The 23,087-nt window shown below is 61.6% G+C and carries 26 protein-coding genes; 8 read left to right on the forward strand and 18 right to left on the reverse strand.

Going from position 1 to position 23,087, the window contains the following annotated elements; translation table 11 throughout:
* Window positions 1-36 precede the first annotated feature (36 nt).
* The 3 genes from holA to FJD34_RS26820 all read left to right on the forward strand — a co-directional run bounded on the left by holA (window position 37) and on the right by FJD34_RS26820 (window position 2,763).
* On the forward strand, window positions 37-1,074 hold the full coding sequence (holA, locus tag FJD34_RS26810) for a DNA polymerase III subunit delta (protein WP_032861707.1): 1,038 nt from the start codon (window positions 37-39) through the stop codon (window positions 1,072-1,074).
* 137 nt (window positions 1,075-1,211) lie between these two features.
* On the forward strand, window positions 1,212-1,376 hold the full coding sequence (arfA, locus tag FJD34_RS26815) for an alternative ribosome rescue factor ArfA (protein WP_032861705.1): 165 nt from the start codon (window positions 1,212-1,214) through the stop codon (window positions 1,374-1,376).
* Between the two features lie 61 nt (window positions 1,377-1,437).
* Complete coding sequence (locus FJD34_RS26820) at window positions 1,438-2,763, forward strand: lytic murein transglycosylase (RefSeq protein WP_032861704.1); 1,326 nt, start codon at window positions 1,438-1,440, stop codon at window positions 2,761-2,763.
* 98 nt (window positions 2,764-2,861) lie between these two features.
* Here FJD34_RS26820 and FJD34_RS26825 read toward each other — a convergent pair whose 3' ends face one another.
* The 13 genes from FJD34_RS26825 to FJD34_RS26885 form a co-directional block, all read right to left on the reverse strand.
* Entirely contained in the window at window positions 2,862-3,794 is a 933-nt protein-coding gene (locus tag FJD34_RS26825; RefSeq protein WP_090292142.1) for a S66 peptidase family protein, read from the reverse strand.
* A 158-nt stretch (window positions 3,795-3,952) separates the two neighbouring features.
* Window positions 3,953-4,954 (reverse strand): lipoyl synthase, encoded by a 1,002-nt coding sequence (gene lipA / locus FJD34_RS26830; RefSeq protein WP_162237654.1) that lies wholly within the window; start codon window positions 4,952-4,954, stop codon window positions 3,953-3,955.
* 25 nt (window positions 4,955-4,979) lie between these two features.
* Window positions 4,980-5,627 carry a lipoyl(octanoyl) transferase LipB gene (lipB, locus tag FJD34_RS26835; RefSeq protein WP_032861701.1) on the reverse strand — a complete coding sequence of 216 codons (648 nt, stop codon included), beginning with the start codon at window positions 5,625-5,627 and terminating at the stop codon, window positions 4,980-4,982.
* On the reverse strand, window positions 5,627-5,902 hold the full coding sequence (locus FJD34_RS26840; protein ID WP_015886061.1) for a DUF493 domain-containing protein: 276 nt from the start codon (window positions 5,900-5,902) through the stop codon (window positions 5,627-5,629). Before FJD34_RS26840 ends, lipB begins: the two co-directional genes overlap by 1 nt.
* A gap of 85 nt (window positions 5,903-5,987) precedes the next feature.
* On the reverse strand, window positions 5,988-7,145 hold the full coding sequence (locus tag FJD34_RS26845; protein WP_029292257.1) for a D-alanyl-D-alanine carboxypeptidase family protein: 1,158 nt from the start codon (window positions 7,143-7,145) through the stop codon (window positions 5,988-5,990).
* Window positions 7,146-7,317: 172 nt separating this feature from the next.
* On the reverse strand, window positions 7,318-8,313 hold the full coding sequence (locus tag FJD34_RS26850; RefSeq protein ID WP_032861700.1) for a septal ring lytic transglycosylase RlpA family protein: 996 nt from the start codon (window positions 8,311-8,313) through the stop codon (window positions 7,318-7,320).
* Window positions 8,313-9,323, reverse strand: a complete 1,011-nt coding sequence (gene mltB / locus FJD34_RS26855) for a lytic murein transglycosylase B (RefSeq protein ID WP_032861698.1) — start codon at window positions 9,321-9,323, stop codon at window positions 8,313-8,315. Before mltB ends, FJD34_RS26850 begins: the two co-directional genes overlap by 1 nt.
* Window positions 9,324-9,340: 17 nt before the next feature.
* Window positions 9,341-10,444, reverse strand: a complete 1,104-nt coding sequence (gene rodA / locus FJD34_RS26860; RefSeq protein WP_050593408.1) for a rod shape-determining protein RodA — start codon at window positions 10,442-10,444, stop codon at window positions 9,341-9,343.
* A gap of 31 nt (window positions 10,445-10,475) precedes the next feature.
* Window positions 10,476-12,371: a penicillin-binding protein 2 gene (mrdA, locus tag FJD34_RS26865; protein ID WP_032861694.1), complete on the reverse strand. Its 1,896-nt coding sequence runs from the start codon at window positions 12,369-12,371 to the stop codon at window positions 10,476-10,478.
* A 15-nt stretch (window positions 12,372-12,386) separates the two neighbouring features.
* Complete coding sequence (rlmH, locus tag FJD34_RS26870) at window positions 12,387-12,854, reverse strand: 23S rRNA (pseudouridine(1915)-N(3))-methyltransferase RlmH (RefSeq protein WP_003185785.1); 468 nt, start codon at window positions 12,852-12,854, stop codon at window positions 12,387-12,389.
* Between the two features lie 9 nt (window positions 12,855-12,863).
* Window positions 12,864-13,358 carry a ribosome silencing factor gene (gene rsfS / locus FJD34_RS26875; protein ID WP_032861691.1) on the reverse strand — a complete coding sequence of 165 codons (495 nt, stop codon included), beginning with the start codon at window positions 13,356-13,358 and terminating at the stop codon, window positions 12,864-12,866.
* Window positions 13,359-13,428: 70 nt separating this feature from the next.
* Window positions 13,429-14,073 carry a nicotinate-nucleotide adenylyltransferase gene (nadD, locus tag FJD34_RS26880; RefSeq protein WP_032861688.1) on the reverse strand — a complete coding sequence of 215 codons (645 nt, stop codon included), beginning with the start codon at window positions 14,071-14,073 and terminating at the stop codon, window positions 13,429-13,431.
* The gene (locus tag FJD34_RS26885) at window positions 14,073-15,338 is read right to left on the reverse strand and encodes a glutamate-5-semialdehyde dehydrogenase (protein WP_090292144.1); all 1,266 of its coding nucleotides are present in this window, start codon (window positions 15,336-15,338) and stop codon (window positions 14,073-14,075) included. The genes nadD and FJD34_RS26885 overlap by 1 nt, the downstream gene beginning before the upstream one ends.
* A gap of 175 nt (window positions 15,339-15,513) precedes the next feature.
* Here FJD34_RS26885 and FJD34_RS26890 point away from each other — a divergent pair, with 175 nt between their 5' ends.
* Both FJD34_RS26890 and FJD34_RS26895 read left to right on the forward strand, forming a co-directional pair.
* Window positions 15,514-16,197 carry a DNA-3-methyladenine glycosylase gene (locus FJD34_RS26890; RefSeq protein ID WP_090292145.1) on the forward strand — a complete coding sequence of 228 codons (684 nt, stop codon included), beginning with the start codon at window positions 15,514-15,516 and terminating at the stop codon, window positions 16,195-16,197.
* Between the two features lie 144 nt (window positions 16,198-16,341).
* Window positions 16,342-17,658: a bifunctional DedA family/phosphatase PAP2 family protein gene (locus FJD34_RS26895; protein ID WP_032861681.1), complete on the forward strand. Its 1,317-nt coding sequence runs from the start codon at window positions 16,342-16,344 to the stop codon at window positions 17,656-17,658.
* Window position 17,659: 1 nt separating this feature from the next.
* Here the strand turns inward: FJD34_RS26895 and FJD34_RS26900 are convergent, their stop codons facing one another.
* The 4 genes from FJD34_RS26900 to FJD34_RS26915 all read right to left on the reverse strand — a co-directional run bounded on the left by FJD34_RS26900 (window position 17,660) and on the right by FJD34_RS26915 (window position 19,661).
* Complete coding sequence (locus tag FJD34_RS26900; RefSeq protein ID WP_032861949.1) at window positions 17,660-17,866, reverse strand: hypothetical protein; 207 nt, start codon at window positions 17,864-17,866, stop codon at window positions 17,660-17,662.
* Between the two features lie 107 nt (window positions 17,867-17,973).
* A complete protein-coding gene (locus FJD34_RS26905) occupies window positions 17,974-18,564 on the reverse strand; it encodes an LON peptidase substrate-binding domain-containing protein (protein WP_032861680.1) in 591 nt (196 codons plus the stop codon).
* 21 nt (window positions 18,565-18,585) lie between these two features.
* A complete protein-coding gene (locus tag FJD34_RS26910) occupies window positions 18,586-19,302 on the reverse strand; it encodes an LrgB family protein (RefSeq protein WP_065942795.1) in 717 nt (238 codons plus the stop codon).
* The gene (locus FJD34_RS26915) at window positions 19,299-19,661 is read right to left on the reverse strand and encodes a CidA/LrgA family protein (protein WP_032861676.1); all 363 of its coding nucleotides are present in this window, start codon (window positions 19,659-19,661) and stop codon (window positions 19,299-19,301) included. Before FJD34_RS26915 ends, FJD34_RS26910 begins: the two co-directional genes overlap by 4 nt.
* 285 nt (window positions 19,662-19,946) lie before the next feature.
* On the opposite strand from FJD34_RS26915, the gene FJD34_RS26925 reads away from it, so the two are divergent.
* The 3 genes from FJD34_RS26925 to FJD34_RS26935 all read left to right on the forward strand — a co-directional run bounded on the left by FJD34_RS26925 (window position 19,947) and on the right by FJD34_RS26935 (window position 22,930).
* The gene (locus FJD34_RS26925; protein WP_032861675.1) at window positions 19,947-20,402 is read left to right on the forward strand and encodes a MaoC family dehydratase; all 456 of its coding nucleotides are present in this window, start codon (window positions 19,947-19,949) and stop codon (window positions 20,400-20,402) included.
* 138 nt (window positions 20,403-20,540) lie between these two features.
* A complete protein-coding gene (locus tag FJD34_RS26930) occupies window positions 20,541-22,259 on the forward strand; it encodes a C13 family peptidase (protein WP_065942794.1) in 1,719 nt (572 codons plus the stop codon).
* Window positions 22,260-22,288: 29 nt separating this feature from the next.
* Window positions 22,289-22,930, forward strand: coding sequence for an oxidoreductase (locus tag FJD34_RS26935; RefSeq protein WP_090292147.1), 642 nt, complete (start codon window positions 22,289-22,291; stop codon window positions 22,928-22,930).
* Between the two features lie 58 nt (window positions 22,931-22,988).
* Here FJD34_RS26935 and FJD34_RS26940 read toward each other — a convergent pair.
* Window positions 22,989-23,087, reverse strand: a 99-nt coding sequence (locus tag FJD34_RS26940; protein WP_146552254.1) for an IS3 family transposase, incomplete at its 5' end; no start/stop codon positions are given.

Genomic DNA, 23,087 nt, shown 5'->3' on the forward strand with positions numbered 1-23,087 from the left:
AGACGGGGCGCGTCATGCGCCCCGTCCATCCAGCCTATGAAACTCGCCCCCGCCCAACTCGCCAAACACCTGCAAGGCAGTCTTGCGCCTGTGTACATCGTCAGCGGCGATGACCCGCTGTTGTGCCAGGAAGCCGCCGACGCCATTCGCCAGGCTGCGCGCCAGCAAGGCTTTGATGAACGCCAGGTATTCAGCGCCGACGCCAGCTTCGACTGGGGCACCCTGCTCCAGGCCGGGGCCAGCATGTCGCTATTTGCCGAAAAACGCCTGTTGGAATTGCGCCTGCCCTCGGGCAAGCCCGGCGACAAAGGCGCGGCAGCCCTGATGGAATACTGTGCTCGCCCTGCCGAGGACACACTGTTGCTGATCAGCTTGCCCAAGCTCGATGGCAGTGCGCAGAAGACCAAATGGGGCAAGGCGCTGGTGGAAGGGGCACAAACCCAGTTCATCCAGATCTGGCCGGTCGACAGCAACCAGTTGCCGCAATGGATTCGTCAGCGCCTGTCGCAAGCCGGGCTGTCTGCCACCCAAGATGCTGTCGAGCTGATTGCAGCTCGGGTCGAAGGCAACCTGCTGGCCGCCGCCCAGGAAATCGAAAAGCTCAAGCTGATGGCCGAAGACGGGCAGATTACCGTCGAAACCGTGCAAGGTGCGGTGGCCGACAGTGCGCGGTTTGACGTATTCGGGTTGGTCGACGCGATTCTCAATGGCGAACCGGCACATGCCTTGCGCATGCTCGAAGGGCTGCGCGGCGAAGGCGTGGAACCGCCCGTGATTCTCTGGGCCCTGGCCCGCGAACTGCGCGTACTGGCCAATATTGCCCTGCAATACAGCCAAGGCACGCCACTGGACAAATGCTTCAGCCAGGCCCGACCACCCGTGTGGGACAAGCGCAAGCCACTGATGAGCAAGGCCCTGCAACGGCACTCGGCGCAACGCTGGGCGCAATTGTTGCTCGAAGCCCAGCGCATCGATGCACAAATCAAGGGCCAGGCTGCCGGGTCGCCGTGGATGAGCTTGAGCCGTTTGTCGCTGCTTATGTCTGGCCAGCGCCTGGCACTCCCCGCCGAATAATCAATTATCCAGAACAACACAAGCCGGCATTTCACATTCAAACCGAGGCCATTTCCTACATCGCGCCGGGCTGGACAGCCGGCAAACTTCGGCAGATGATTCGCAGCGCATTACCCACCCATCGGAGAGTACCGATCATGAGCAAAAAGCCATCCAAGCATGGCCCCAACAAGGCCAAATCCCTCATTGCCCAGCCGTTGTTCCGCAGTCGCCAGGAACGAGCCGGCAAAGGCAAAGGCAGCTACCGCCGCGAAGCCTTCCAGTCTAATAGCTGGGAGGCTTCTTACTTTCTGGCTGCCTGAAGGCAAGCGCCCCTCTGGCATGATAAGGTCTGCACCTGATTCGTATTTCCTGGACCTGTGCATGCCCTCTAGTCTTTCCCGTCGTTGGCACCTTCGCCAATTGATTGCTGCCTCCAGCCTGATCCTGTTAGTCGCCTGCGCCGAAAAACCCACCGCCGCCGACGCTCAGCCCCTGCCTACGTTCCAGCCCGTACCGGTTGCCGCACCCGCCGTAGTTGCGCCCCTGGCCGTGACCAATCTTGATATCCAACCGACCCAGACCTTCGCCGAATGGCAGGCAGGTTTTCGCGTCGAAGCCCTGAAAGCCGGCATTACGCCTGCAGTGTTCGACAGCGCCTTCGCCAACGTCACCCCCGATATGGCAGTCATCCGTGCCGACCGCAGCCAGCCGGAGTTTTCCCGGCCGGTGTGGGAATACCTCAACGGCGCCTTGTCGGCGCTGCGCGTGCGTAACGGCCAGGCCTTGCTGATCAAGCATGCCGATATCCTGCAAAGCATCGAACAACGCTACGGCGTGGATCGCCAGGTATTGGTCTCGGTCTGGGGCATGGAAAGCAACTTCGGCTCGTTCCAGGGCAACAATTCGGTGATCCGCTCCCTGGCGACCCTGGCCTACGAAGGCCGTCGCCCGGCATTCGCCCAGGCGCAATTGCTGGCCGCGCTGCAAATCATCCAGCACGGTGATATCCCGGCCGAGCAGATGCGCGGCTCCTGGGCCGGTGCCATGGGCCAGACCCAATTCATTCCGACCACCTACAACACCCACGCGGTGGACTTCGACGGTGACGGACGCCGCGACATCTGGAACAGTTCCGCCGACGCCCTCGCCTCCACCGCGCACTACCTGCAAAGCTCCGGCTGGCAGAAAGGCCAGCCGTGGGGCTTTGAGGTACAGCAATTGCCGGCAAACTTCGACTACGCCCTGGCTGATGGCGTAGTGCGCAAGCCAGTGGGCGAATGGTTGAAACTCGGGCTGCAGGTGCCGGCCGGTGCCAGCGTCCCGCCCAATGTCGAGGCGCTGTCCGCCGCCCTGCTGCTGCCGGCCGGCCATCGTGGCCCGGCGTTCCTGGTGCTGGATAACTTCCGCGCAATCCTCAAGTACAACAACTCGTCGTCCTACGCCCTGGCGGTCGGCCTGTTGTCCGAGCGCTTTGGCGGTGGCGGGGTGATTCGCGGGGATTGGCCAACGGACGAACTGCCACTGACCCGCTCCCAGCGTATCGAGTTGCAGACGGTGTTGAGCGCCAAGGGCTATGACGCTGGCAACCCGGATGGGATTATCGGTGCCAATACGCGCAAGGCGATTCGTGCGGCGCAGCAGTCGTTGGGCTGGCCGGCGGATGGGTATCCGACGGTGAAGTTGCTGGAATCCTTGCAGAACCGCTAGAACTGCGTAAGGCGGCTACCGCCTTCGCGAGCAAGCCCGCTCCCACAGGGGCAAATGCAGGCTTGCTCGCGATAACGGCCTGACATACGACTAAATACTCAGGGTTTGAACACCACATCCTGCTCCAGCACTAACCGCTGCTCCCCCGCATCCAGTCGCACCAAGGCGCCCATCGGCAAGGTCAGGTTCGGGTCGCAATGGCCGCTGCGCCAGCCAGCCAGGACCGGGATGCACAACGGCTCGAAGGTCTGCTTCAACAGCCGCTCCAGTGCATCGCTATCCACCCCCGCCACATCCCCCACCAGCACACCGTGAACCTGTGCCAACTTGCCCGCCAGGCGCAAGTGCGTCAGCAGGCGGTCGATGCGGTAGATCGGCTCGTTGACGTCTTCGATAAACAGAATGATGCCCTCGGCATCGATTTCGAACGGTGTACCCATCACGGCCGCGATCATTGACAGGTTACCCCCCAGCAGGCGCCCGCAGGCGATGCCAGGCTCAATGGTGGTCAGCGGGTAGGCCACCGGGTGCACCAGCACACTGCCAGCCCCTAGTTGCCCACGCAGCAGGCTGAACAGCGATGATTCGGTGGGCTGTTGCTTATCACCGAGCAGGTCGGCATTGAGCATCGGCCCGTGGAAGGTCACAAAACCGGCGTAGCGGCTGATCGCCAGGTGCAGCGCGGTGATATCGCTGTAGCCGACGAAAGGCTTGGGGTTGGCGGCCAGCAGGGCAAAATCCACACCGTCGAGCAAGCGCGGGGTGCCGTAGCCACCGCGCAGGCAGAAGATGGCGTCGATATCGGGGTCGGCGAAGGCCGCATGCAGGTCACGCAGGCGTACTTTGTCGCTGCCGGCCAGGTAGCCGTCGCGCTCATACACCCCCGAGAAGATCCGCAGCTCGTAGCCACGGGTACGCATCCATTGCCCGGCCTTTTCCACATCCAGCGCGGCGGGGCCGGCGGGGGCGATCAGGCCGATAGTGCCTTCAACTCGCAACGCGGGTACGACGGCACTCGGTTGAGCGGTCATCCATGTTCTCCCTATCTGTAACGCAGAACCCAATGTGGGAGCGGGCTTGTTCGCGAAGGCGCAGTATCAGTCAATGGATCAAGTGACTGATACTGCGCCTTCGCGAACAAGCCCGCTCCCACACAAGCCCGCATTCCACATTGATTCTGCGGTGCGGCTTACGAAACCAGGCTCGCCTTGACCAGCTTGGCCTGTTCGTCGGCGTGGTACGACGAACGTACCAGCGGGCCCGACGCAACGTTCTTGAAGCCCATCTTGTAGCCTTCTTCGGCAAACCAGGCAAAGGTGTCCGGGTGCACGAAACGCTGCACCGGCAAGTGACTGCGCGACGGTTGCAGGTATTGGCCGAGGGTCAGCATGTCGATGTCGTGTTCGCGCATGCGCTTCATGACTTCGATCACTTCTTCGTCGGTTTCGCCCAGGCCCAGCATCAGGCCGGATTTGGTCGGGATGTGCGGCATCATCTGCTTGAATTTCTGCAGCAGGGTCAGCGACCACTGGTAGTCCGAGCCCGGACGCGCGGCCTTGTACAGGCGTGGCACGGTTTCCAGGTTGTGGTTGAACACATCTGGCGGCTCGGCGGCGGTGATTTCCAGCGCCACGTCCATCCGGCCACGGTAGTCAGGGACCAGGGTTTCGAGCATCACGTTCGGCGACAGTTTGCGGATTTCGCGGATGCAGTCGGCAAAGTGCTGGGCACCGCCGTCACGCAGGTCGTCGCGGTCTACCGAGGTGATCACCACGTACTTGAGTTTCAGGTCGGCAATGGCGATGGCCAGGCTTTCTGGCTCGTTGACGTCCAAAGGCTTGGGCCGGCCGTGGCCAACGTCGCAGAACGGGCAACGACGGGTGCAGATGTCACCCATGATCATGAACGTCGCGGTGCCGCCGGAGAAACACTCACCCAGGTTCGGGCAAGAGGCTTCTTCACACACGCTGTGCAGCTTGTGTTTGCGCAGCAGGGCCTTGATGCGGTCGACTTCCGGCGAGACCGGGATGCGCACGCGGATCCAGTCGGGCTTTTTCGGCAGTTCGGTGGTCGGGATGATCTTCACCGGGATGCGTGCAACCTTCTCGGCGCCGCGCAGCTTGACGCCGGCTTCCACCTTGGCACGCGGAGCCGGGGCCGGACGGTCGGTAATGTCCAGCGTCGGGATCATGGTTTGCACAACATCAGTAGTCATATCAGTCGATTCCGCCCGTCAGGGTCGTCTGCTCAGCATAGTCGAGGTGTTTGACGAGCTGCGCGCGCAGCCGGGCACTTACCTCGGCAAATTCTATAGGTGTTGCGTGATCGCTCAACTGGGTCATGGCCAAACCGGCGTAACCACAGGGATTGATCCGGCGAAACGGCGCCAGGTCCATGTCCACGTTCAGGGCCAAGCCATGAAAGGAACAGCCATGGCGGATGCGCAGGCCCAGGGAGGCGATTTTCGCGCCGTCGACATAAACACCTGGAGCGTCGGGCTTGGCTGCCGCGGTTACGCCGTAGCTGGCCAATAGCTCGATCAGGCAGGTTTCCATGCGACTGACCAGATCACGCACGCCAAACCCCAGCTTGCGCACATCCAATAGCAGATAGGCCACCAGTTGCCCGGGGCCATGGTAAGTCACTTGGCCACCTCGGTCGACCTGCACCACCGGAATATCACCCGGAAGTAGCAGATGCTCAGCCTTGCCAGCCTGCCCCTGGGTGAATACCGGCGGGTGTTCCACCAGCCAGATTTCATCAGGAGCCGAAGTGCCGCGCTCGTTGGTGAACCGTTGCATCGCATGCCAGACCGGCTCGTAGGCCATCTGGCCGAGCTCGCGAAAGCCCAGGACCTGTGACATCACAACACCATATGCACGAAGCCGGTGGCCCGCAGTTCACTGTTGATGTTGTAGAGCTGGTCTTGATCAGTCGCAACGATGTGCAACTGGATCGTGGTGTATTTGCCGGTAGAGCTGGATCGCTCATCCACGCGCTGATCGTTGATCGTAGCGTGCTTGCGCACGATTTCGAGGATCAGGTCTTTGCGGCCGACACCGGTATCGCTGATCACCTTGATGGGATAGTCCACCACCGGGAATTCGATCTTTGGCGCCTTTACTTCTTTATCGGTCATGGCGTAACGGCCTCGTAAGCGGTAAGCCGTGGCGACGAGCAAAGCCCCGCGTCGGATCAACGCGGGGCTTTGCGGGTGCACACAATCAGTTGAACAAGCCGTAGAAGAATAGACGGATGCTATCCCACACGCGGCGGAAGATACCACCTTCCTCAACAGCGTCGAGTGCGATCAGATCGGCACTGTGTACGACTTTGTCGTCCAGCTTCACTTCGACTTTACCGATCACATCGCCCTTGGCGATTGGCGCGGTCAGTTGTGGGTTCATGGTCATGCTGGCAGCCAGTTTCTTGAGCTGGCCTTTAGGCATGGTCAGGGTCAGGTCATCAGCCAGGCCGGCCTTGACTTGACGCTCGGTGCCTTTCCAGACCGGAGCCTGGGCCAGTTCAGCGCCCTTCTGGTAGAAGGTCTGGGTTTCGAAGAAGCGGAAACCGTAGGTCAAAAGCTTCTGGGTTTCAGCCGCACGTGCCTGCTCGCTGTTGGTGCCGAACACCACGGCAATCAGGCGTTGGCCGTCACGTACTGCCGAGGACACCATGCAGTAGCCCGCTTCGTCGGTGTGGCCGGTTTTCAGGCCGTCGACGGTCTTGTCGCGCCACAGCAACAGGTTGCGGTTAGGTTGCTTGATGTTGTTCCAGAAGAACTCTTTCTGGGAGTAGATGGCGTAGTGCACTGGGTCGACGCGAATGATCGCGCGGGCCAGGATCGCCATGTCATGGGCCGACGAGTAGTGGTCTGGGTTTGGCAGGCCGGTCGGGTTCATGAAGTGGCTGTTGGTCATGCCCAGGTCAGTCACGGTTTTGTTCATCATGTCGGCGAATGCATCTTCGCTGCCGGCGATGTGCTCGGCCAGGGCGACGCTGGCGTCGTTGCCGGACTGGATGATGATGCCGTGCAGCAGGTCGCTGACAGTCACCTGGGAGCCGACCTTGATGAACATCCGCGAACCACCGGTACGCCAGGCGTTTTCGCTGACGGTCACCGGATCGTTTTCACCGATCTGGCCGCGACGGATTTCCAGGGTCGCGATGTAGGCGGTCATCAGCTTGGTCAGGCTGGCCGGCGGCAGGCGCTGGTCACCGTTGTTTTCGACCAGCACGTTGCCGCTGGCGGCATCCATGAGCACGTAGGACTTGGCAGCCAGTTGCGGTGGCGCTGGCATCATTTCGACGGCCCAGGCAGCGGGCGCGATGATCAGCGGGACAAGCAGGCACAGGCGTTTGGCTAAGGTGGTGATGTTCATCCGTCTCTCGAAATTGCTTATGGAAACTTGCCCTCGCGGGCAAAACTATTCAGACAACCCGTTGCCAGGCTGTCGCGTGTTCAGTTGCCAGCTCAACCCTTGCCTTCGGGTTTTTATTATCCAAAGAGCCTGCAACCAGGACCCAGGCGTGCCTGGAACCTCAATCCGCTACTTATTCCGCGCTGACCACGCTGGGCTGACCCAGGTTGGCCAGTCGCACGCTGTTCTGCACTTGGGCAATTTCGCCCGCCGAGCCGATAGGGCCCAGGCGTACCCGGTGCAAGGTCTGCTGGTTACGCACGATGGAGCTGATAAATACCGGCGCGCTGACCATCCCGCTGAGCTTGGACCTTAACAGTTCTGCCGCATCCGGGTTGGCGAAAGCGCCGACTTGCAGGTACTGCCCGCCCGCTGCACTGCCCGGCGCCGCCTGTGGCACGGCCACGACTGGCGCAGCGTGTTGCTGGGGCGGCGGCGTCCACTGTTCGACCTTGCCCGCCGAGGCGGTGATCTGCGGCTGTGCGCTTTGTGGTTCGTTGAGCATCAACGGCGCCGGCTTGCCGCGCTGCGCCCAGTATTGGGCTGGGTCGATGCCTTCGACCTTGACCCGCGCCGTGCCGGATTCGGCATAGCCGAGTTTTTTCGCGGCAGCGTAGGACAAGTCGATGATTCGGTCGGAATAGAACGGCCCACGGTCGTTGACCCGCAGGATCACCACGCGGTTGTTGTCCAGGTTGGTCACCCGTACGTAGGCCGGCAGCGGCAAGGTCTTGTGCGCCGCGCTCATGCCGTACAGGTCGTACACCTCGCCGTTGGCGGTGTTCTGGCCGTGGAACTTGGTGCCGTACCAGGACGCCGTGCCCGACTGCACGTAGTTCTTGGACTCTTGCAGCGGGAAGTAGGTCTTGCCCAGTACCGTGTAGGGGTTGGCCTTATAGTTGCCGGTATGCAGGGTCGGCGTGGCATCCGGGATACGCGAGACGTCGACGTCCCACCACGGCGCGCCGTCCTTGTGGGCCCGGTTGATATCCAGCCCAGGCTGCGCGCGGACTACCGGGCCAGCGGCCTTCTGCGTCGGCGCACGGCTGGTGGAACAACTGACAACCAGCAAGGACAATGCGGCCAGCGCCACCAGCTTGAGCGGTTTATTGATTGGCGATACCCGCATTACTTGACGCCCCGTGCTTGAACCAGCATGTCTGACAGCTGATGCACGGCCATGGCGTACATCACACTACGGTTATAACGCGTGATTGCGTAAAAATTCTTCAGGCCCATCCAGTATTCAGGGCCATCGGCGCCTTCCAGGCGGAAGGCAGTAACCGGCATATCATCGCGCAGCGCATCATGACTTGACCAGCCCAGCGCTCGCAACTCCCCGACGGTTTTCACCGGTTCGATACCCTGGGTCAGGCCTTCATCGGCGCGATCCCCCGTGACATCCGCACGGATCACCACCGGTTCGCCACCTACCCAGCCATGACGCTTGAAGTAACTGGCAACGCTGCCAATGGCATCATCGGGATTGCTCCAGATATTGATGTGGCCATCACCGTCAAAATCCACGGCGTAGGCGCGAAAGCTGCTGGGCATGAACTGTGGCAAGCCCATGGCCCCGGCGTAGGAACCCTTGAGGGTCAATGGGTCGACCTGCTCTTCACGGGCCAGCAGCAGGAACTCACGCAGTTCCTTGCGGAAGAATTCGGCGCGGGGCGGGTAATCGAAGCCCAGGGTCGACAAGGCATCGATCACTCGATAACTGCCGGTATTGCGCCCATAAAAGGTTTCAACGCCGATGATCGACACGATCACCTGGGCCGGCACGCCGTATTCTTTCTCGGCGCGAGCCAGCACGGCCTCGTGCTGGCGCCAGAAGTCCACACCCCGCGCCACCCGGGCGTCGGTGAGGAACATCGGGCGATATTCCTTCCACTGTTTGACGCGCTCGGCGGGCCGGGAGATGGCGTCGAGGATCGCCTGCTTGCGCTGGGCCTCGCGGAACACGCCCATCAGTTGTTCGCCGGCGAAACCATAGTCACGCGTCATCTCGCCGACAAATTCGGCGACCTGGGGCGAGCCGTCGTAATCGCCGGCCAAGGCCTGCGGTGAAACGCCGAAGGCGCCCAACAGGCCCAGACAGGACGCATACCGAGCAGCCCAGCCGCGCATTGCTTGCATTGACATCTTCACCTTATTCAAACCTGTGCGATCCACTTGCGATGGGTATGGATCGACATCAAAACCCCAAACGCTGACAGTAATGTCACCAGCGAAGTTCCGCCGTAGCTAATGAACGGCAACGGCACCCCAACCACCGGCAGCAGGCCACTGACCATACCGATGTTGACGAAAACGTAAACAAAAAAAGTCATTGTCAGCGCACCGGCCAGCAATTTGCCGAACAACGTCTGCGCTTGCGCGGTGATTACCAGGCCGCGCCCGATCAACAGCAAGTAGATCAGCAGCAGCGCGCAAATGCCCACCAGGCCGAACTCTTCGCCCATCACCGCGATAATAAAATCGGTGTGGCTTTCCGGCAGGAAGTCCAGGTGCGACTGGGTGCCGAGCAGCCAGCCCTTGCCAAACACCCCGCCGGAACCGATGGCAGCCTTGGACTGGATGATATTCCAGCCGGTGCCCAACGGATCGCTCTCAGGATCGAGGAAGGTCAGCACCCGCTGCTTCTGATAATCGTGCATGAAGAAGAACCACATGGCGATCGCCACCGGCACGGCCGCCACCAGCACACTGACGATCCAGCGCCAGCGCAGGCCGCCCATGAACAGCACGAACGCACCACCCGCAAGGATCAGCAGGCCGGTGCCAAGGTCCGGCTGGCGCACAATCAGAATGAACGGAATGCCGATCAGGATCAGGCTGATCCCTACATGCTTGAGCTGCGGCGGCAACGTGCGCTTGGCCAGGTACCAGGCGATGGTGGCCGGCATCAGGATCTTCATGAATTCCGACGGCTGGAAGCGAATCACCCCCGGAATATTGATCCAGCGGGTGGCACCCATGGCGTTATGCCCCATGACATCCACCACCACCAGCAACAGGACGCCAGCGACATACCCCAGCGGCACCCAGCGCGCCATGAAGCGCGGTTCCAACTGGGCGATGACCACCATCGACAACAGGCCCAGACCGAACGACGACGCCTGTTTGATCAACAGGTCCCAGTTCTTGCCGCTGGCCGAATACAGGACAAACAGGCTGCCAGCCGCCAGGGTCAGCAGCAGGATCAGCAACGGGCCATCAATGTGCATGCGCTGCAACAAGGTGGCGCGGCGACGCATCACATCTTCACTGGAGAGGATGCGGTCAAAATTACTCTTCACGGGCCGTAGCCTCCGCGCTTGAAGGGTTGGCAAACTCAGGCTTGAGCTTGCCGTCCTGATCCAGCAACCAGGCGTCCATGATCTGGCGCACCACCGGAGCGGCCACACCAGAACCGGATTCACCGTTTTCGACCATGACCGCTACGGTGATTTTCGGGTTGTCGGCCGGGGCGAAACCGACGAACAAGGCGTGGTCACGATGGCGCTCCTGAACCTTGGAGCGGTCGTATTTCTCGCCCTGCTTGATCGCGACCACCTGGGCGGTACCGCTCTTGCCGGCAATCCGGTACTGCGCACCGGCAGCCGCCTTGCGCGCGGTGCCCCGCGCGCCGTGCATCACTTGTTGCATGCCGTGGTTGACCTTGGCCCAGTCGGATGGATCGCGCAGGATGATGTCCGGGATCGGGTTGTCATCCACCGGCTTTTCACCCTCGATGGTCTTGGCCAGGTGCGGGCGAATCCACTTGCCCTTGCTGGCCACCAGCGCCGTGGCCTGGGCCAGCTGCAAGGGCGTGGCCTGCATGTAGCCCTGGCCGATCCCCAGGATCAGGGTCTCGCCAGGGAACCAGGCCTGGCGACGGGTGGCACGCTTCCATTCCCGGGAAGGCATCAGGCCTGGGGATTCTTCAAACATGTCCAGGGACACTTTCTGACCGAGGCCGAACTTGCCCATGTAGGTCGACAAACGATCGATCCCCAGCTTGTGGGCCAGGTCATAGAAGTAGGTATCGTTGGAACGCATGATCGCCGTATCCAGGTCCACATAGCCGTCGCCGGTGCGGTTCCAGTTACGGTATTTGTGATCGTAGTTGGGCAACATGTAGTAACCCGGATCGTAGACTCGGCTGGAAGCGGTGACCACACCAGCATCCAGGCCGGCAATCGCCACCGCCGGTTTGATGGTCGAACCCGGCGGATACAGACCGCGCAGTACCCGATTGAACAGCGGCCGGTCGATGGAGTCGCGCAACTCGGCATAGGCCTTGAAGCTGATCCCGGTCACAAACAGGTTGGGGTCGAAACTCGGCTGGCTGACCATGGCCAGGACCTCACCGGTATTCGGATCCAGTGCGACCACCGCGCCACGCCGGCCGCCAAGGGCCATTTCTGCGGCCTCCTGCAGTTTGATATCCAGGCTCAGGACAATGTCCTTGCCGGGTATCGGGTCGGTCCGCTTGAGCACTCGCAGCACGCGGCCACGGGCGTTGGTCTCGACTTCCTCGTAACCTACCTGGCCGTGCAGTTCCGGCTCGTAGAAACGCTCGATACCCGTCTTGCCGATATGGTGGGTGCCGCTGTAATTGACCGGATCGAGGGTTTTCAGCTCTTTTTCGTTGATCCGCCCCATGTAACCAACCGAGTGGGCAAAGTGCGCCCCTTGCGGGTAATGGCGCACCAACTGCGCCACCACTTCTACACCCGGCAGGCGGAACTGGTTCACCGCAATCCTGGCGATCTGCTCTTCAGTCAGTTCAAACAGGACCGGCACCGGTTCAAACGGGCGCCGCCCCTGTTTCATGCGCTTTTCGAAGATCACCCGGTCTTCCGGGGTCAGTTGCAGCACCTCGACAATCACATCGAGGATCTGCTGCCAGTCACCGGAGCGCTCGCGGGTCATGCTCAGGCTGAAACTGGGTCGGTTATCGGCGATCACCACGCCATTGCGATCGAAAATCAAGCCACGGGTCGGCGGAATCGGTTGCACATGCACCCGGTTGTTTTCCGACAGTGTGGAGTGATATTCGTACTGGATCACCTGCAGGTAATACAGACGGGCGATCAACACGCACATCAGCACCACCACCGCGATCGCGCCAAAGATCACGCGCGCGCGTACAAGACGTGCGTCTTTCTCGTGGTCCTTGATGCGGATCGGCTGGGTCATCAGGCAGGGCGCAGACTATTTGTGATAAGGGTGCCCGGACAGGACTGTCCAGGCGCGATACAGCTGTTCACCGATCAGGATCCGTACCAGCGGATGCGGCAGCGTCAGGGGCGACAGCGACCAGCGCTGGTCGGCCCGCGCGCAGACTTCCGGCGCCAGCCCCTCGGGGCCGCCGACCATGAAGTTGACCGTGCGCGAATCCAGGCGCCAGCGATCCAGTTCCACCGCCAACTGCTCGGTGCTCCAGGGCTTGCCGTGCACCTCAAGGGTGACGATGCGCTCGTTGGGACCGACCTTGGCCAGCATCGCCTCGCCTTCCTGACGGATAAAGCGCGCCACATCGGCGTTCTTGCCCCGGGTGTTGAGCGGTATTTCCACCAGCTCCAGCGCCAGTTCGGATGGCAGACGCTTGGCATATTCATGCCAGCCTTCTTCCACCCACTTGGGCATGCGTGAACCGACAGCGATCAGGCGCAAGCGCACAGCCGTTCCTTATTCCTGGTCTTTGTTGAGCTTGTCGAAGTGCGCGTGGCCGACTTCAGGGCTGTGGTGCTTGCCATCGGCGGCACGGCTCTGCTCGGCACCTTTCCACAGGCGCTCCAGGTCGTAGAACTGGCGGGCGTTGCTGGTCATCATGTGTACGATCACCGTGTCCAGGTCAGCCAGTACCCAGTCGCTGTCGCCCTTGCCTTCTTCACCCAATGGCTTGACGCCCTGGGCTTTGACGGCTTCGCGAACCTTGTCCAGCATCGCGCCGATCTGGCGGTTGGAGGTACCGGTGGCGATGATCATGAAGTCGGTGATGCTTTGCTTGTCGCGCACGTCCAGGACCTGGATGTCCTGGGCCTTCACGTCTTCCAGGGCGGCGACGGCCAGCGCTACCAGCGCTTCACCCTCAGGAGCCGGGACCAGCAAGGCTTCCACCGGCAACGGTGCGCTCTTGAAGGTGCCTTTGCGCTTAACTTTGCTTACGTCTTTGTTCGTCATATAAAACTCGTTTTGCTCATTAGTTCGGGCGCTTCAATACACGACTATTCGTGCCTTCAAGCGCGCCTTTTCAGTTCGACGCACGGTAAAGCCCGTGCGCATCGATGTAGGCCAGGACCGCGTCAGGCACCAGGAAACGTACCGACTTACCGCTGGCCAGCAGTTGACGGATCTGGGTGGCCGACACCGCAAGCGGGGTCTGCCAGACGAATGCAATATTCCCGCTCGGCCCGGTCAGGGCCTGTGGGTCACTTACCGACCGCGCTGCCAGCAGGTTGCGCAAGGCATCCGGCGGTTCGCTGTCGGCATCCGGGCGTTGCAAAACCAGGATGTGGCAATGCTGGAGCAACTCTTCCCAGCGATGCCAAGTGGGCAGGCCGCAAAATGCGTCCCAGCCCAAAAGCAGAAACAACTGGTCATCGGCGGCCAACTCGGCCCGCGTCTGTTCCAGGGTGTCGATAGTGTAGGACGGTTTATCGCGCTTGAGCTCGCGGTCGTCCACCACCAACGGGGCAATCCCGGCCACCGCGCACTGCACCATTGCCAGGCGCTCCTGCGCGCTGACCTGCGGTGTATCCCGGTGCGGCGGCCTGGCGTTGGGGATCAGCCGCAGCTCTTCCAGCCCGAGGGTATCCGCCACTTCCAGGGCACTGCGCAAATGGCCGATGTGCACGGGGTCGAAGGTACCGCCGAGCAGCCCGATGCGTTTACCCATCAAGTGCGCACATGGCCATCGCCAAAGACCACGTACTTCTCGCTGGTCAAGCCTTCCAGGCCAACCGGGCCACGGGCGTGGAGCTTATCGGTGGAAATACCGATCTCCGCCCCCAGGCCATATTCAAAGCCATCGGCAAAGCGTGTCGAAGCGTTGATCATCACCGACGCGGAGTCCACTTCGGTGAGGAAACGCCGGGCATCGCTGAAATGCTCGGAAACAATCGCATCGGTGTGCTTGGAGCCGTAGGTATTGATGTGCTCGATGGCCTGGTCCAGGTCATCAACGATCCGAATCGACAGGATCGGCGCGGTGTACTCGGTGTACCAATCCTGCTCGGTGGCTTCGATCACATCGCTGCCCAGCAACGCCCGGGTACGCTCGCAGCCGCGCAGCTCAACACCCTTGTCACGATAGATCGCAGCCAATGGCGGCAACACGCGCTCGGCAATGCCGGCGTGGACCAACAGGGTTTCCATGGTGTTGCACGGCGCGTAGCGGTGCGTCTTGGCGTTATCGGCAATGCGGATCGCCTTGTCGAGATCGGCCGCAATGTCGATATATACGTGGCAGACGCCATCCAAATGCTTGATTACCGGCACCTTGGCATCGCGGCTGACGCGCTCGATCAGGCTCTTGCCACCGCGCGGCACGATCACGTCGACAAATTCAGGCATGGTGATCAGCGCGCCAACGGCGGCGCGGTCGGTGGTTTCCACCACTTGCACCACTTGCGCCGGCAACTCGGCCACGGCCAGGCCTTGCTGGATGCAGGCGGCGATGGCGCGGTTGGAGTTGATGGCCTCGGAGCCGCCGCGCAGGATGGTGGCGTTGCCGGACTTGAGGCACAGGCTCGCAGCGTCAATGGTCACGTTCGGACGCGACTCATAAATGATGCCGATCACACCCAGGGGCACGCGCATCTTGCCGACCTGGATCCCGGACGGCAGGTAGCGCATGTCGCGGATTTCACCGATGGGGTCAGGCAGCTTGGCCACCTGACGCAGGCCTTCGATCATGTCGTCGATACGTGCCGGCGTCAGCGCCAGGCGATCGAGCAGTGCCGGTTCCAGACCATTGGCCCGGCCATTGGCCAGGTCCTGCTCGTTGGCGGCGATCAGCTCGGAGCGCGAGGCATCCAGAGCGTCGGCGGCAGCCAGCAGGGCACGGTTCTTCTGCGCAGTGCTCGCACGGGCGATCAACCGCGAGGCCTGACGGGCAGCGCGACCCAGGCGGGTCATGTAGTCAAGAACGGACTCAGTCATGGTCTGGAGGTCTTGGCAAAGAGGAAAGCGGCAGATTATAGCTGTCGCGCCGTCCTACGGACAGCGGTGAGGGGCGGATGGTCGAAATGAACTGCAAAAAGACGACGTTCAGCGGTGATTAAGCCTGGAGTTGATATCATCCTGTCACATTTGGCCTGCGCAACCGTCAACCGTCATGTCCAGTTTTTCGCCCAAGATCCTCGCCAGCCCCCTGCCTGATGGCTTTTTCGACCGCGACGCGCAAACGCTCGCGAAAGATTTGCTGGGCAAAGTCATCCGCCATCGCGTCGACGATGTGTGGCTGTCGGCGCGAATTATTGAAACCGAGGCCTATTACCTGGCCGAAAAAGGCAGCCATGCATCCCTCGGCTACACAGAAAAGCGTAAGGCTTTGTTTCTGGATGGCGGGCACATCTATATGTACTACGCCCGTGGTGGCGACTCCCTGAACTTCAGCGCCCAAGGGCCAGGCAATGCCGTGCTGATCAAGTCGGCCTACCCGTGGGTGGATGAGGTCTCAGGGCCGGGCAGCCTGGCGCAAATGCTGCTGAACAACCCTGACGCCAGCGGCCGGCCGCGCCCGGCCCAGAAGCTCTGCGCCGGGCAAACACTGCTGTGCAAGGCCTTGGGTTTGAAGGTGCCGATGTGGGACGCCAAGCGCTTCGACCCGCAGCGACTGTACGTCGAGGATGTGAACCTTACGCCCGCACAGATTATCCAGACCACCCGCCTGGGCATTCCCGGTGGGCGGGATGAACACTTGATGTATCGCTTCGTCGACGCCGGCTATGCGGCGTATTGCACACGGAACCCGTTGCGACGCGGCCAGGTCGAAGGCCGCGACTACGTTTTGATTTGAAAACCTGCGTCCTCTTGTAGGAGCGAGCTTGCTCGCGAAAAACGTCCAGGCGCCAGGTTTATCCAGGATGCCCGCGTTATCGTTAGCGATTTTCGCGAGCAAGCTCGCCCCTACAGAGGATACGACCATTGATGGAGTGATTGTATGGGCCCATGGCTCGATGGCATTACTGGCTGGCTGACCCTTAACCCGCAATGGCTGGCGGCGGCGGTGTTTATCGTCGCGTTTGTGGAGTGCCTGGCCATTGCCGGGATTATCGTGCCAGGTACGGTGTTGCTGTTCGCCATTGCCGCACTGGCCGGCAGTGGTGCGTTGTCCCTGGGCGAAACCCTGCTGCTGGGCTTGCTCGGCGGGCTGCTGGGCGATGGGATTTCCTACTATCTGGGGAGGCATTTCCACCAGAATATCCGGCGCCTGCCCGGCCTGCGTCATCATCCCGAATGGATGGACGGTGCCGAGGCCTACTTTCAGAAGTACGGCATCGTCAGCCTGCTGGTAGGACGCTTCATTGGCCCGCTGCGCCCCATGCTGCCCATGGTCGCCGGGATGTGCGACATGCCATTCCCGCGCTTTGCTGCCGTCAGCGTGCTGGCCGCCGCCGGCTGGTCGGTCGCCTACCTGTTGCCTGGCTGGGCCGCAGGTGCAGCGTTCCGCCTGCCGCTGCCCGAAGGGTTCTGGCCTGAGGCTGGGGTGGTTGCCGCCTGCCTGGCCGTGTTGTTCGGTATCGCCCTCAACAGCACCCTGCGCGGCCACCGCCGGGCCACGCTGTGGGTGGGCTGCGCCAGCCTGGCCTTGTTGATTGCGATGTTTATCGGTTATCCGTACCTGAACCACTTTGACCAGGGATTGATGGCCCTGGTCCAGGAGCATCGCAGCCCAACCATGGACCGAGTCATGGTGATGATCACGCAGTTGGGTGAGTTCAAGAAGATGTTCGTCGCCAGCGCCGTGCTGACCGGCCTGCTGTTCCTGGCACGGCAATGGCGCCAGGGGATCTTTGTCGGCGCCACACTGCTGGGCGCCGCGCTGATCAATACCGGGAGCAAGCTGTTCTTTGCCCGTGGCCGACCAGAAATCCTCGTCGACCCGCTGACCAGCTTCAGCATGCCCAGCGGTCACGCCTCGGGCTCATTTGCGTTCTTTCTCGCGCTGGCGGTGCTGGCCGGTCGCGACCAACCGATTCGCATGCGCCTGGCCTGGCTGCTGCTGGGAGCGATCCCGGCCGCCGCCATTGCACTGTCACGGGTGTATCTGGGGGCGCACTGGCCGAGCGATATCCTGGCTGGCACCTTGCTAGCAATGACGGTTTGCGCCTTCAGCCTGACGCTGAGCCAGCGCCAGAGCTCGCTACCGCCCATGGCGCCAAAGGTGTGGTGGCTGATCGTGCCGGGATGCGTGGCGGTTCTGGGGTTCTTTGCCCTGACCGGGACCACCCACGCCCTGCTGCGCTACGCCTACTGATCTAGGCCGGACCGACCCAGTCCACGGGAGCGCTACGCCGTTCAGAGCAGCGCTCCCGGCGTTCGAACAACATCTCATCGGCGATTTCGGCAGCCCGCTCGGCAATGTACTCCGGGCCACGATCGCCGGCCTGCTGAATCAATTGCGCGGTCACACTGACAAAAAAAGCATCCCAGATCGGCTGCTCCGATGGCGACAATCGAATCATGTTCATTCCCTGACAGTAGTGGCTGAAGCTCCACTATTTCAGGCGATGGGCACCCGGCATCGAAGAAAAATCCGAACCTTGCGTGGATAAATCCGAGGCAACCCGACTCAGGGAAACAGTTCACCCTGCAACTCATCCAGCAGCAACTGGATCGCATCCAGACGCTGCTGGGGATCGTCGAGTTGCAGCAACTCGATCTTGTCGGCATCGGTGAACGGCAACAGGTAGGCAAGGCGGTTGCCCAGCACCTGCTGCCCCTGCGCATCGGCGCCCATGTCCAGCGAGGCGACCATCGGGTGCTCCGCCAGGGCCTCAAGCAGCGCCAACAAATCAGCATCCTCCTCGTCCAACGGGCGCTCGGGCAGGTCTTCCAGCCACTCGACATCGGCTACCAACAGTTGATCGCGCTGCACATCCGCCTCGCGCACCCGAAACCTGCGCCCACCCTCGACCCGAATCCCCAGCAAGCCATTGTCCTGCTGCTTGAAATCACGAATCAGCGCTTCGCAACCAATCACTGCATAGCCATCGGGTGCCAGGCCGACTTCCTGGCCATCAAGGATGCAGACCACGCCGAAGCCTTCGCCCTTTTTCATGCAGCGGCCGATCATGTCCAGGTAGCGCGCCTCGAACAGTTGCAGGTCGAGGGTGCAGCCTGGAAACAGCACGGTATTGAGAGGGAACAGCGCCAGACTCATAAAGCGTTCCTTAAACCCGACTTAAATCGCCAAAGACACGGCCAGTGGCAGGAACACTGCCGTGGCCACGCCCATCAAACTCATCGCCAATGCGGCAAAGGCGCCGCACTCCTCGCTTTCCTGCAAGGCCACCGAGGTGCCGACAGCATGGGCGGTCATGCCCAGGGCCATGCCCCGCGCCTCCGGGCTGTGTACCCCCAGGCGCGACAGGTAGGCCGGCCCGATCATCGCACCGATCACCCCGGTGATCAGCACGAACACCGCCGCCAGTGCCGCGACGCCACCGATCTGCTCGGCCACCAGCATGGCGATGGGCGAGGTCACCGACTTGGGCGCCATGGTCATCAGCACCATGTGTTCGGCACCAAACCACCATCCCAGCCACACACACAGGCCGGTGGCAAACACACCACCCACCACCAGCGTAGTAAAAATCGGCCAGAACAGCTGACGAATCCGTCGCAGGTTCAGATACAGCGGCACCGCCAGCGCCACGGTAGCCGGGCCCAGCAGGATGCTCATGATCTCGGTGCTTTTGCGGTACTCGACGTAGGTCAGCCCGCAACCCAGCAACACGCCGATCACCAGCAACATCGACACCAGCACCGGTTGCAGGAAGATCCAGCGGGTCTTTTCATACCCCGCCAACACCAGTTGATAGGCACCCAGGGTAATGCCGATGCCAAATAAAGGATGGTGGATCACCGCGGCCCACGCGCCCTGCCAATCGAAGGTCATTGCCCCTCCTCCCGCCGCGCCTGGCGCTTGACCAGCTTTTGCATCAACACGCCGACAAAGCCCATGGCGATCACCAGCGATAACACCAGCGCGCCAACGATGGCCCAGAAATCGGCAGCAATGTCCTTGGCATACACCATCACCCCCACCGCCGGCGGCACCAGCAGCAACGGCAGGTAACGCAACAGGCTGCTGGCCGCCAGGCTCAACGGCTCGCCGACTTCGCCGCGCCACACCAGATACGCCAGCAGCAACAGCAGGCCGACAATCGGCCCCGGCAAGACCGGCAGGAACAAATGATTGATCGCCGTGCCCAGCAATTGGAACAACACCAGCCAAGTCAAACCGCGTAACAACATCTGCCTTCCCTCCAAAAGCCCTTGGCCATTATAAGCATGCAGCCCCTATGAACTGGCATTCGCCAAAAGCATGGTGGGTTGACCGGACCATTGGCCCATGATGATCTACATTGGTTCTCTGTAATCCACCGAAAACAACAACACCCACCCCCTGTAGGAGCGAGCTTGCTCGCGAAAGCCGTCAACGATAACGCGGGCATCCAGGCAGTACGCGGTGACGTTGGGTTTTTCGCGAGCAAGCTCGCGCCTACAGGGGAATAGATTGATGAACCAAGGAGAGTCGCAATGCCCTTCGTACCTGTAGCGCAACTCAATGATTATGTCGGCAAGGAACTGGGACGTTCCGCATGGCTCACCATCGACCAGGAGCGTATCAACCTGTTCGCAGAAGCCACCGGCGATTATCAGTTCATCCACGTCGACCCGGTGAAAGCCGCCCAGACCCCATTTGGCAGCACCATTGCCCATGGCTTCCTGTCGTTGTCGCTGATCCCCAAGCTGATCGAAGACATCCTGATCATGCCTGAAGGCTTGAAGATGGCCGTCAACTACGGCCTGGACAGCGTGCGGTTTATCCAGCCGGTTAAAGTCAATTCCAAGGTGCGCCTGGCGGTGACCCTCACCGACGCAACCGAGAAAAAGCCTGGCCAGTGGCTACTCAAGGCGACCTGCACCCTGGAAATCGACGGCCAGGAAAAACCCGCCTATATCGCCGAGTCGTTGTCACTCTGCTTCGTCTGATGCACATGTAGGAGCCGACTTGCCGGCGACGGCGTTTTTGCCGACGCCATCGCCGACAAGTCCTGATTACCACACAGACCACTAGGTATAGCTTCCCCCGCTGCGGCATACTCGGCGCTCAATTATCCGGATCCCGCTATGCGCCCAATCGTTCCCCTTGCTCTGGCCTTGTTGCTCACCGCTTGCGGCGACGGCGAATCCCTGTTGCCGCCCGACGCACGGCTGCCGGACGGCGGGCGTTATCGCGGGGATGTGGTCGATGGGCTGCTGCAAGGCCAGGGCCGGGTGGACTATCCCAATGGCAGTTGGTACGCCGGGCAATTCGACAAGGGCCAGTGGCACGGCCAGGGCGAATGGCACGGCAGCAACGGCGAAGTCTATAAAGGGCAGTTCCAGCAAGGTCTGTTTGATGGACAGGGCACCCTGACCACGGCGGCCAACACCTACGTCGGCGGCTTCAAGCAAGGCCGACGCAATGGCGAAGGCACCCTCAAAGAGGGGCAAATGACCTATCGCGGCGAATTCAAGGACGACCAGTATTCCGGCCTCGGGCGCCTGGAGCTGGCGGACGGCAGTCAATACCAGGGGCTGTTCGCCCACGGCAAGCCCAACGGTGAAGGCCAGCGCAACGACGACAGTGGCAACCAGTTCAGCGGCCACTTCGTCAACGGCCAACTGGAAGGCAACGGCACCTTCAACAGTGCCGAAGGCGACATGTACATCGGCCACTTCAAGCAGAACCAACTCAACGGCAAGGGCCGTTATGAAAACGCCGATGGCGACGTGTGGACCGGTGAATTTCGCGAAGGCGCCCTGAGCGGCAAGGGCGAACTGACCGGTGTGGATGGCAGCCATTACATCGGGCAATTCAGTGACTGGCGCTTTACCGGTGAAGGGCGCCTGAACCTCAGCGACGGCAGCTTCTACGTCGGCGGCTTCGACAACGACAGTTATCAGGGCCAGGGCACCCTCGTGCTCACCGACGGCACCGTGCAAGCCGGAACCTGGCTCAACGGCCTGCGCGTGCGCGATGCCGACGGCAAGCTGTTGCCCGATACCCTCGAAGTCGGGGTACTGGCCCAGGGCCGCTTGCTCGATGAGGCCCTCGCGGCCGTGCCGGCGTCTACCCCGGCTGTCGAGCTGTACAGCCTGGTGGTGGCTGGTGACGGCAAGCAAAGCGTATTTCTGCGCGAGGCCGACTATGTCAGCAACCTGCTGGCCAGTCGCTTCGGCGCGCGCGGCCAGATCCGCCTGGTCAACCACCGCGACCATATCGCCGACCGCCCGATGGCGACCCGCGAAAGCCTGCGCCGGGCCGTACTGACCCTGGCCGAACGCACCGGCCCCGAAGACCTGGTGTTTATCTACCTGACCAGCCATGGCACCCACGAGCACCAACTGGTGCTCGACCAACCGCGCATGGAACTGGCCGACCTGCCGAGCGACGAACTGGCCGCCGTGATGGCGCCGCTGAAAAACCGCGACAAGGTCATTGTTATTTCCGCGTGCTACTCCGGTGGGTTCATCCCGGCGCTCAAGGACGAACACACCCTGATCATGACCGCCTCGCGCGCCGATCGCGTGTCGTTTGGCTGCTCGGAAGAAGCCGACTTCACCTACTTTGGCGACGCCCTGTTCGCCCAGGCCCTGAACCAGACCGACGACTTGCAGCACGCCTTCAAGCTGGCGCAACGGCATGTGACCGAACGCGAGATGGCCGACAATTTCGAAGCCTCCGAACCGCAGATCTGGGCCCCCAAGAGCGTCATCGCCCGCTGGCAATCATTACGTAAACAGCAGGCACGAAAGGCGCTGGAAAGCGTCTCTATCAATAGCAAGGAAGCCAAGAGCAACTAAGCTGAAACTGTATCAAGGGGGGAAACACCATGTACTTGACGCCTCAGCATATATTGCTTGCCGGAGCCTCGGGCTTGACCGGGGAACATCTGCTGGACCGCCTGCTCAACGAGCCCACCGTCACCCGCGTACTGGCACCCAGCCGCCGCCCGCTGGCCGAGCACCCGCACCTGGAAAACCCCGTCGGCGACCCGGCGGTATTCCTGCCGCAACTGAGCGGCCGGGTAGATCTGGCCTTCTGCTGCCTGGGCACCACCCTGAAAAAGGCGGGGTCGGAGGCGGCTTTCCGCGCCGTCGACCTGGACATGGTCGTGGCGTTCGGCAAGCGTGCCCGGGAAATGGGAGCGCGGCACCTGATCGTGATCAGCGCGATTGGCGCCGACCCGAAATCCTCGGTGTTTTATAACCGCGTCAAGGGCGAAATGGAGCAGGCCTTGAAAGCCCAGGGCTGGCCACAACTGACCATCGTGCGACCTTCGCTGCTGTTGGGCGAGCGCCTGGAAACCCGGCTGGCGGAAAAGCTCGCAGGGCCGTTGTCGCGGCTGATTCCCGGTAAGTATCGCGGCATCGAAGTGTGCGAACTGGCCCGGGCCATGTGGCGCCTGGCGCTGGAGGAGCAGGACGGGGTACGGGTTGTCGAGTCGGATGAGTTGCGCAAGCTTGGCAAGTGAATCCGTTCAACGGTTTTTGCACCGGCCCAATGGACTGCCCCCGAAAAGTTGGACAGTTTCAGCTAGCAGCCTCAGCAGCATGAGTCCTGTATTTCACAGGGCTCATGCCATTGAGCTTTAGCTTGATGCGGTCATGGTTGTAGTAGTGGATGTACTC

Origin of the sequence: Pseudomonas brenneri, assembly GCF_007858285.1 — a bacterium.
In the GTDB taxonomy this organism is placed as follows: Bacteria; Pseudomonadota; Gammaproteobacteria; order Pseudomonadales; family Pseudomonadaceae; genus Aquipseudomonas; species Aquipseudomonas brenneri.

Bases quoted from the DNA above. Each gene is read 5' to 3' on its own strand.
- mrdA (WP_032861694.1), bottom strand. From the start codon at position 12,371: ATGACCCAGCCGATCCGCATCAAGGACCACGAGAAAGACGCACGTCTT.
- FJD34_RS26905 (WP_032861680.1), bottom strand. From the start codon at position 18,564: ATGAGTCTGGCGCTGTTCCCTCTCAATACCGTGCTGTTTCCAGGCTGC.
- FJD34_RS26890 (WP_090292145.1), top strand. From the start codon at position 15,514: ATGTCCAGTTTTTCGCCCAAGATCCTCGCCAGCCCCCTGCCTGATGGC.
- rodA (WP_050593408.1), bottom strand. From the start codon at position 10,444: ATGCGTCGCCGCGCCACCTTGTTGCAGCGCATGCACATTGATGGCCCG.
- FJD34_RS26930 (WP_065942794.1), top strand. From the start codon at position 20,541: ATGCGCCCAATCGTTCCCCTTGCTCTGGCCTTGTTGCTCACCGCTTGC.
- FJD34_RS26935 (WP_090292147.1), top strand. From the start codon at position 22,289: ATGTACTTGACGCCTCAGCATATATTGCTTGCCGGAGCCTCGGGCTTG.
- FJD34_RS26850 (WP_032861700.1), bottom strand. From the start codon at position 8,313: ATGCGGGTATCGCCAATCAATAAACCGCTCAAGCTGGTGGCGCTGGCC.
- FJD34_RS26910 (WP_065942795.1), bottom strand. From the start codon at position 19,302: ATGACCTTCGATTGGCAGGGCGCGTGGGCCGCGGTGATCCACCATCCT.
- FJD34_RS26845 (WP_029292257.1), bottom strand. From the start codon at position 7,145: ATGAACATCACCACCTTAGCCAAACGCCTGTGCCTGCTTGTCCCGCTG.
- FJD34_RS26820 (WP_032861704.1), top strand. From the start codon at position 1,438: ATGCCCTCTAGTCTTTCCCGTCGTTGGCACCTTCGCCAATTGATTGCT.
- holA (WP_032861707.1), top strand. From the start codon at position 37: ATGAAACTCGCCCCCGCCCAACTCGCCAAACACCTGCAAGGCAGTCTT.
- nadD (WP_032861688.1), bottom strand. From the start codon at position 14,073: ATGGGTAAACGCATCGGGCTGCTCGGCGGTACCTTCGACCCCGTGCAC.
- arfA (WP_032861705.1), top strand. From the start codon at position 1,212: ATGAGCAAAAAGCCATCCAAGCATGGCCCCAACAAGGCCAAATCCCTC.
- rsfS (WP_032861691.1), bottom strand. From the start codon at position 13,358: ATGACGAACAAAGACGTAAGCAAAGTTAAGCGCAAAGGCACCTTCAAG.
- FJD34_RS26895 (WP_032861681.1), top strand. From the start codon at position 16,342: ATGGGCCCATGGCTCGATGGCATTACTGGCTGGCTGACCCTTAACCCG.
- FJD34_RS26885 (WP_090292144.1), bottom strand. From the start codon at position 15,338: ATGACTGAGTCCGTTCTTGACTACATGACCCGCCTGGGTCGCGCTGCC.
- FJD34_RS26915 (WP_032861676.1), bottom strand. From the start codon at position 19,661: ATGTTGTTACGCGGTTTGACTTGGCTGGTGTTGTTCCAATTGCTGGGC.
- lipB (WP_032861701.1), bottom strand. From the start codon at position 5,627: ATGTCACAGGTCCTGGGCTTTCGCGAGCTCGGCCAGATGGCCTACGAG.
- FJD34_RS26840 (WP_015886061.1), bottom strand. From the start codon at position 5,902: ATGACCGATAAAGAAGTAAAGGCGCCAAAGATCGAATTCCCGGTGGTG.
- FJD34_RS26825 (WP_090292142.1), bottom strand. From the start codon at position 3,794: ATGACCGCTCAACCGAGTGCCGTCGTACCCGCGTTGCGAGTTGAAGGC.
- mltB (WP_032861698.1), bottom strand. From the start codon at position 9,323: ATGCAAGCAATGCGCGGCTGGGCTGCTCGGTATGCGTCCTGTCTGGGC.
- FJD34_RS26900 (WP_032861949.1), bottom strand. From the start codon at position 17,866: ATGATTCGATTGTCGCCATCGGAGCAGCCGATCTGGGATGCTTTTTTT.
- FJD34_RS26925 (WP_032861675.1), top strand. From the start codon at position 19,947: ATGCCCTTCGTACCTGTAGCGCAACTCAATGATTATGTCGGCAAGGAA.
- lipA (WP_162237654.1), bottom strand. From the start codon at position 4,954: ATGATCCCGACGCTGGACATTACCGACCGTCCGGCCCCGGCTCCGCGT.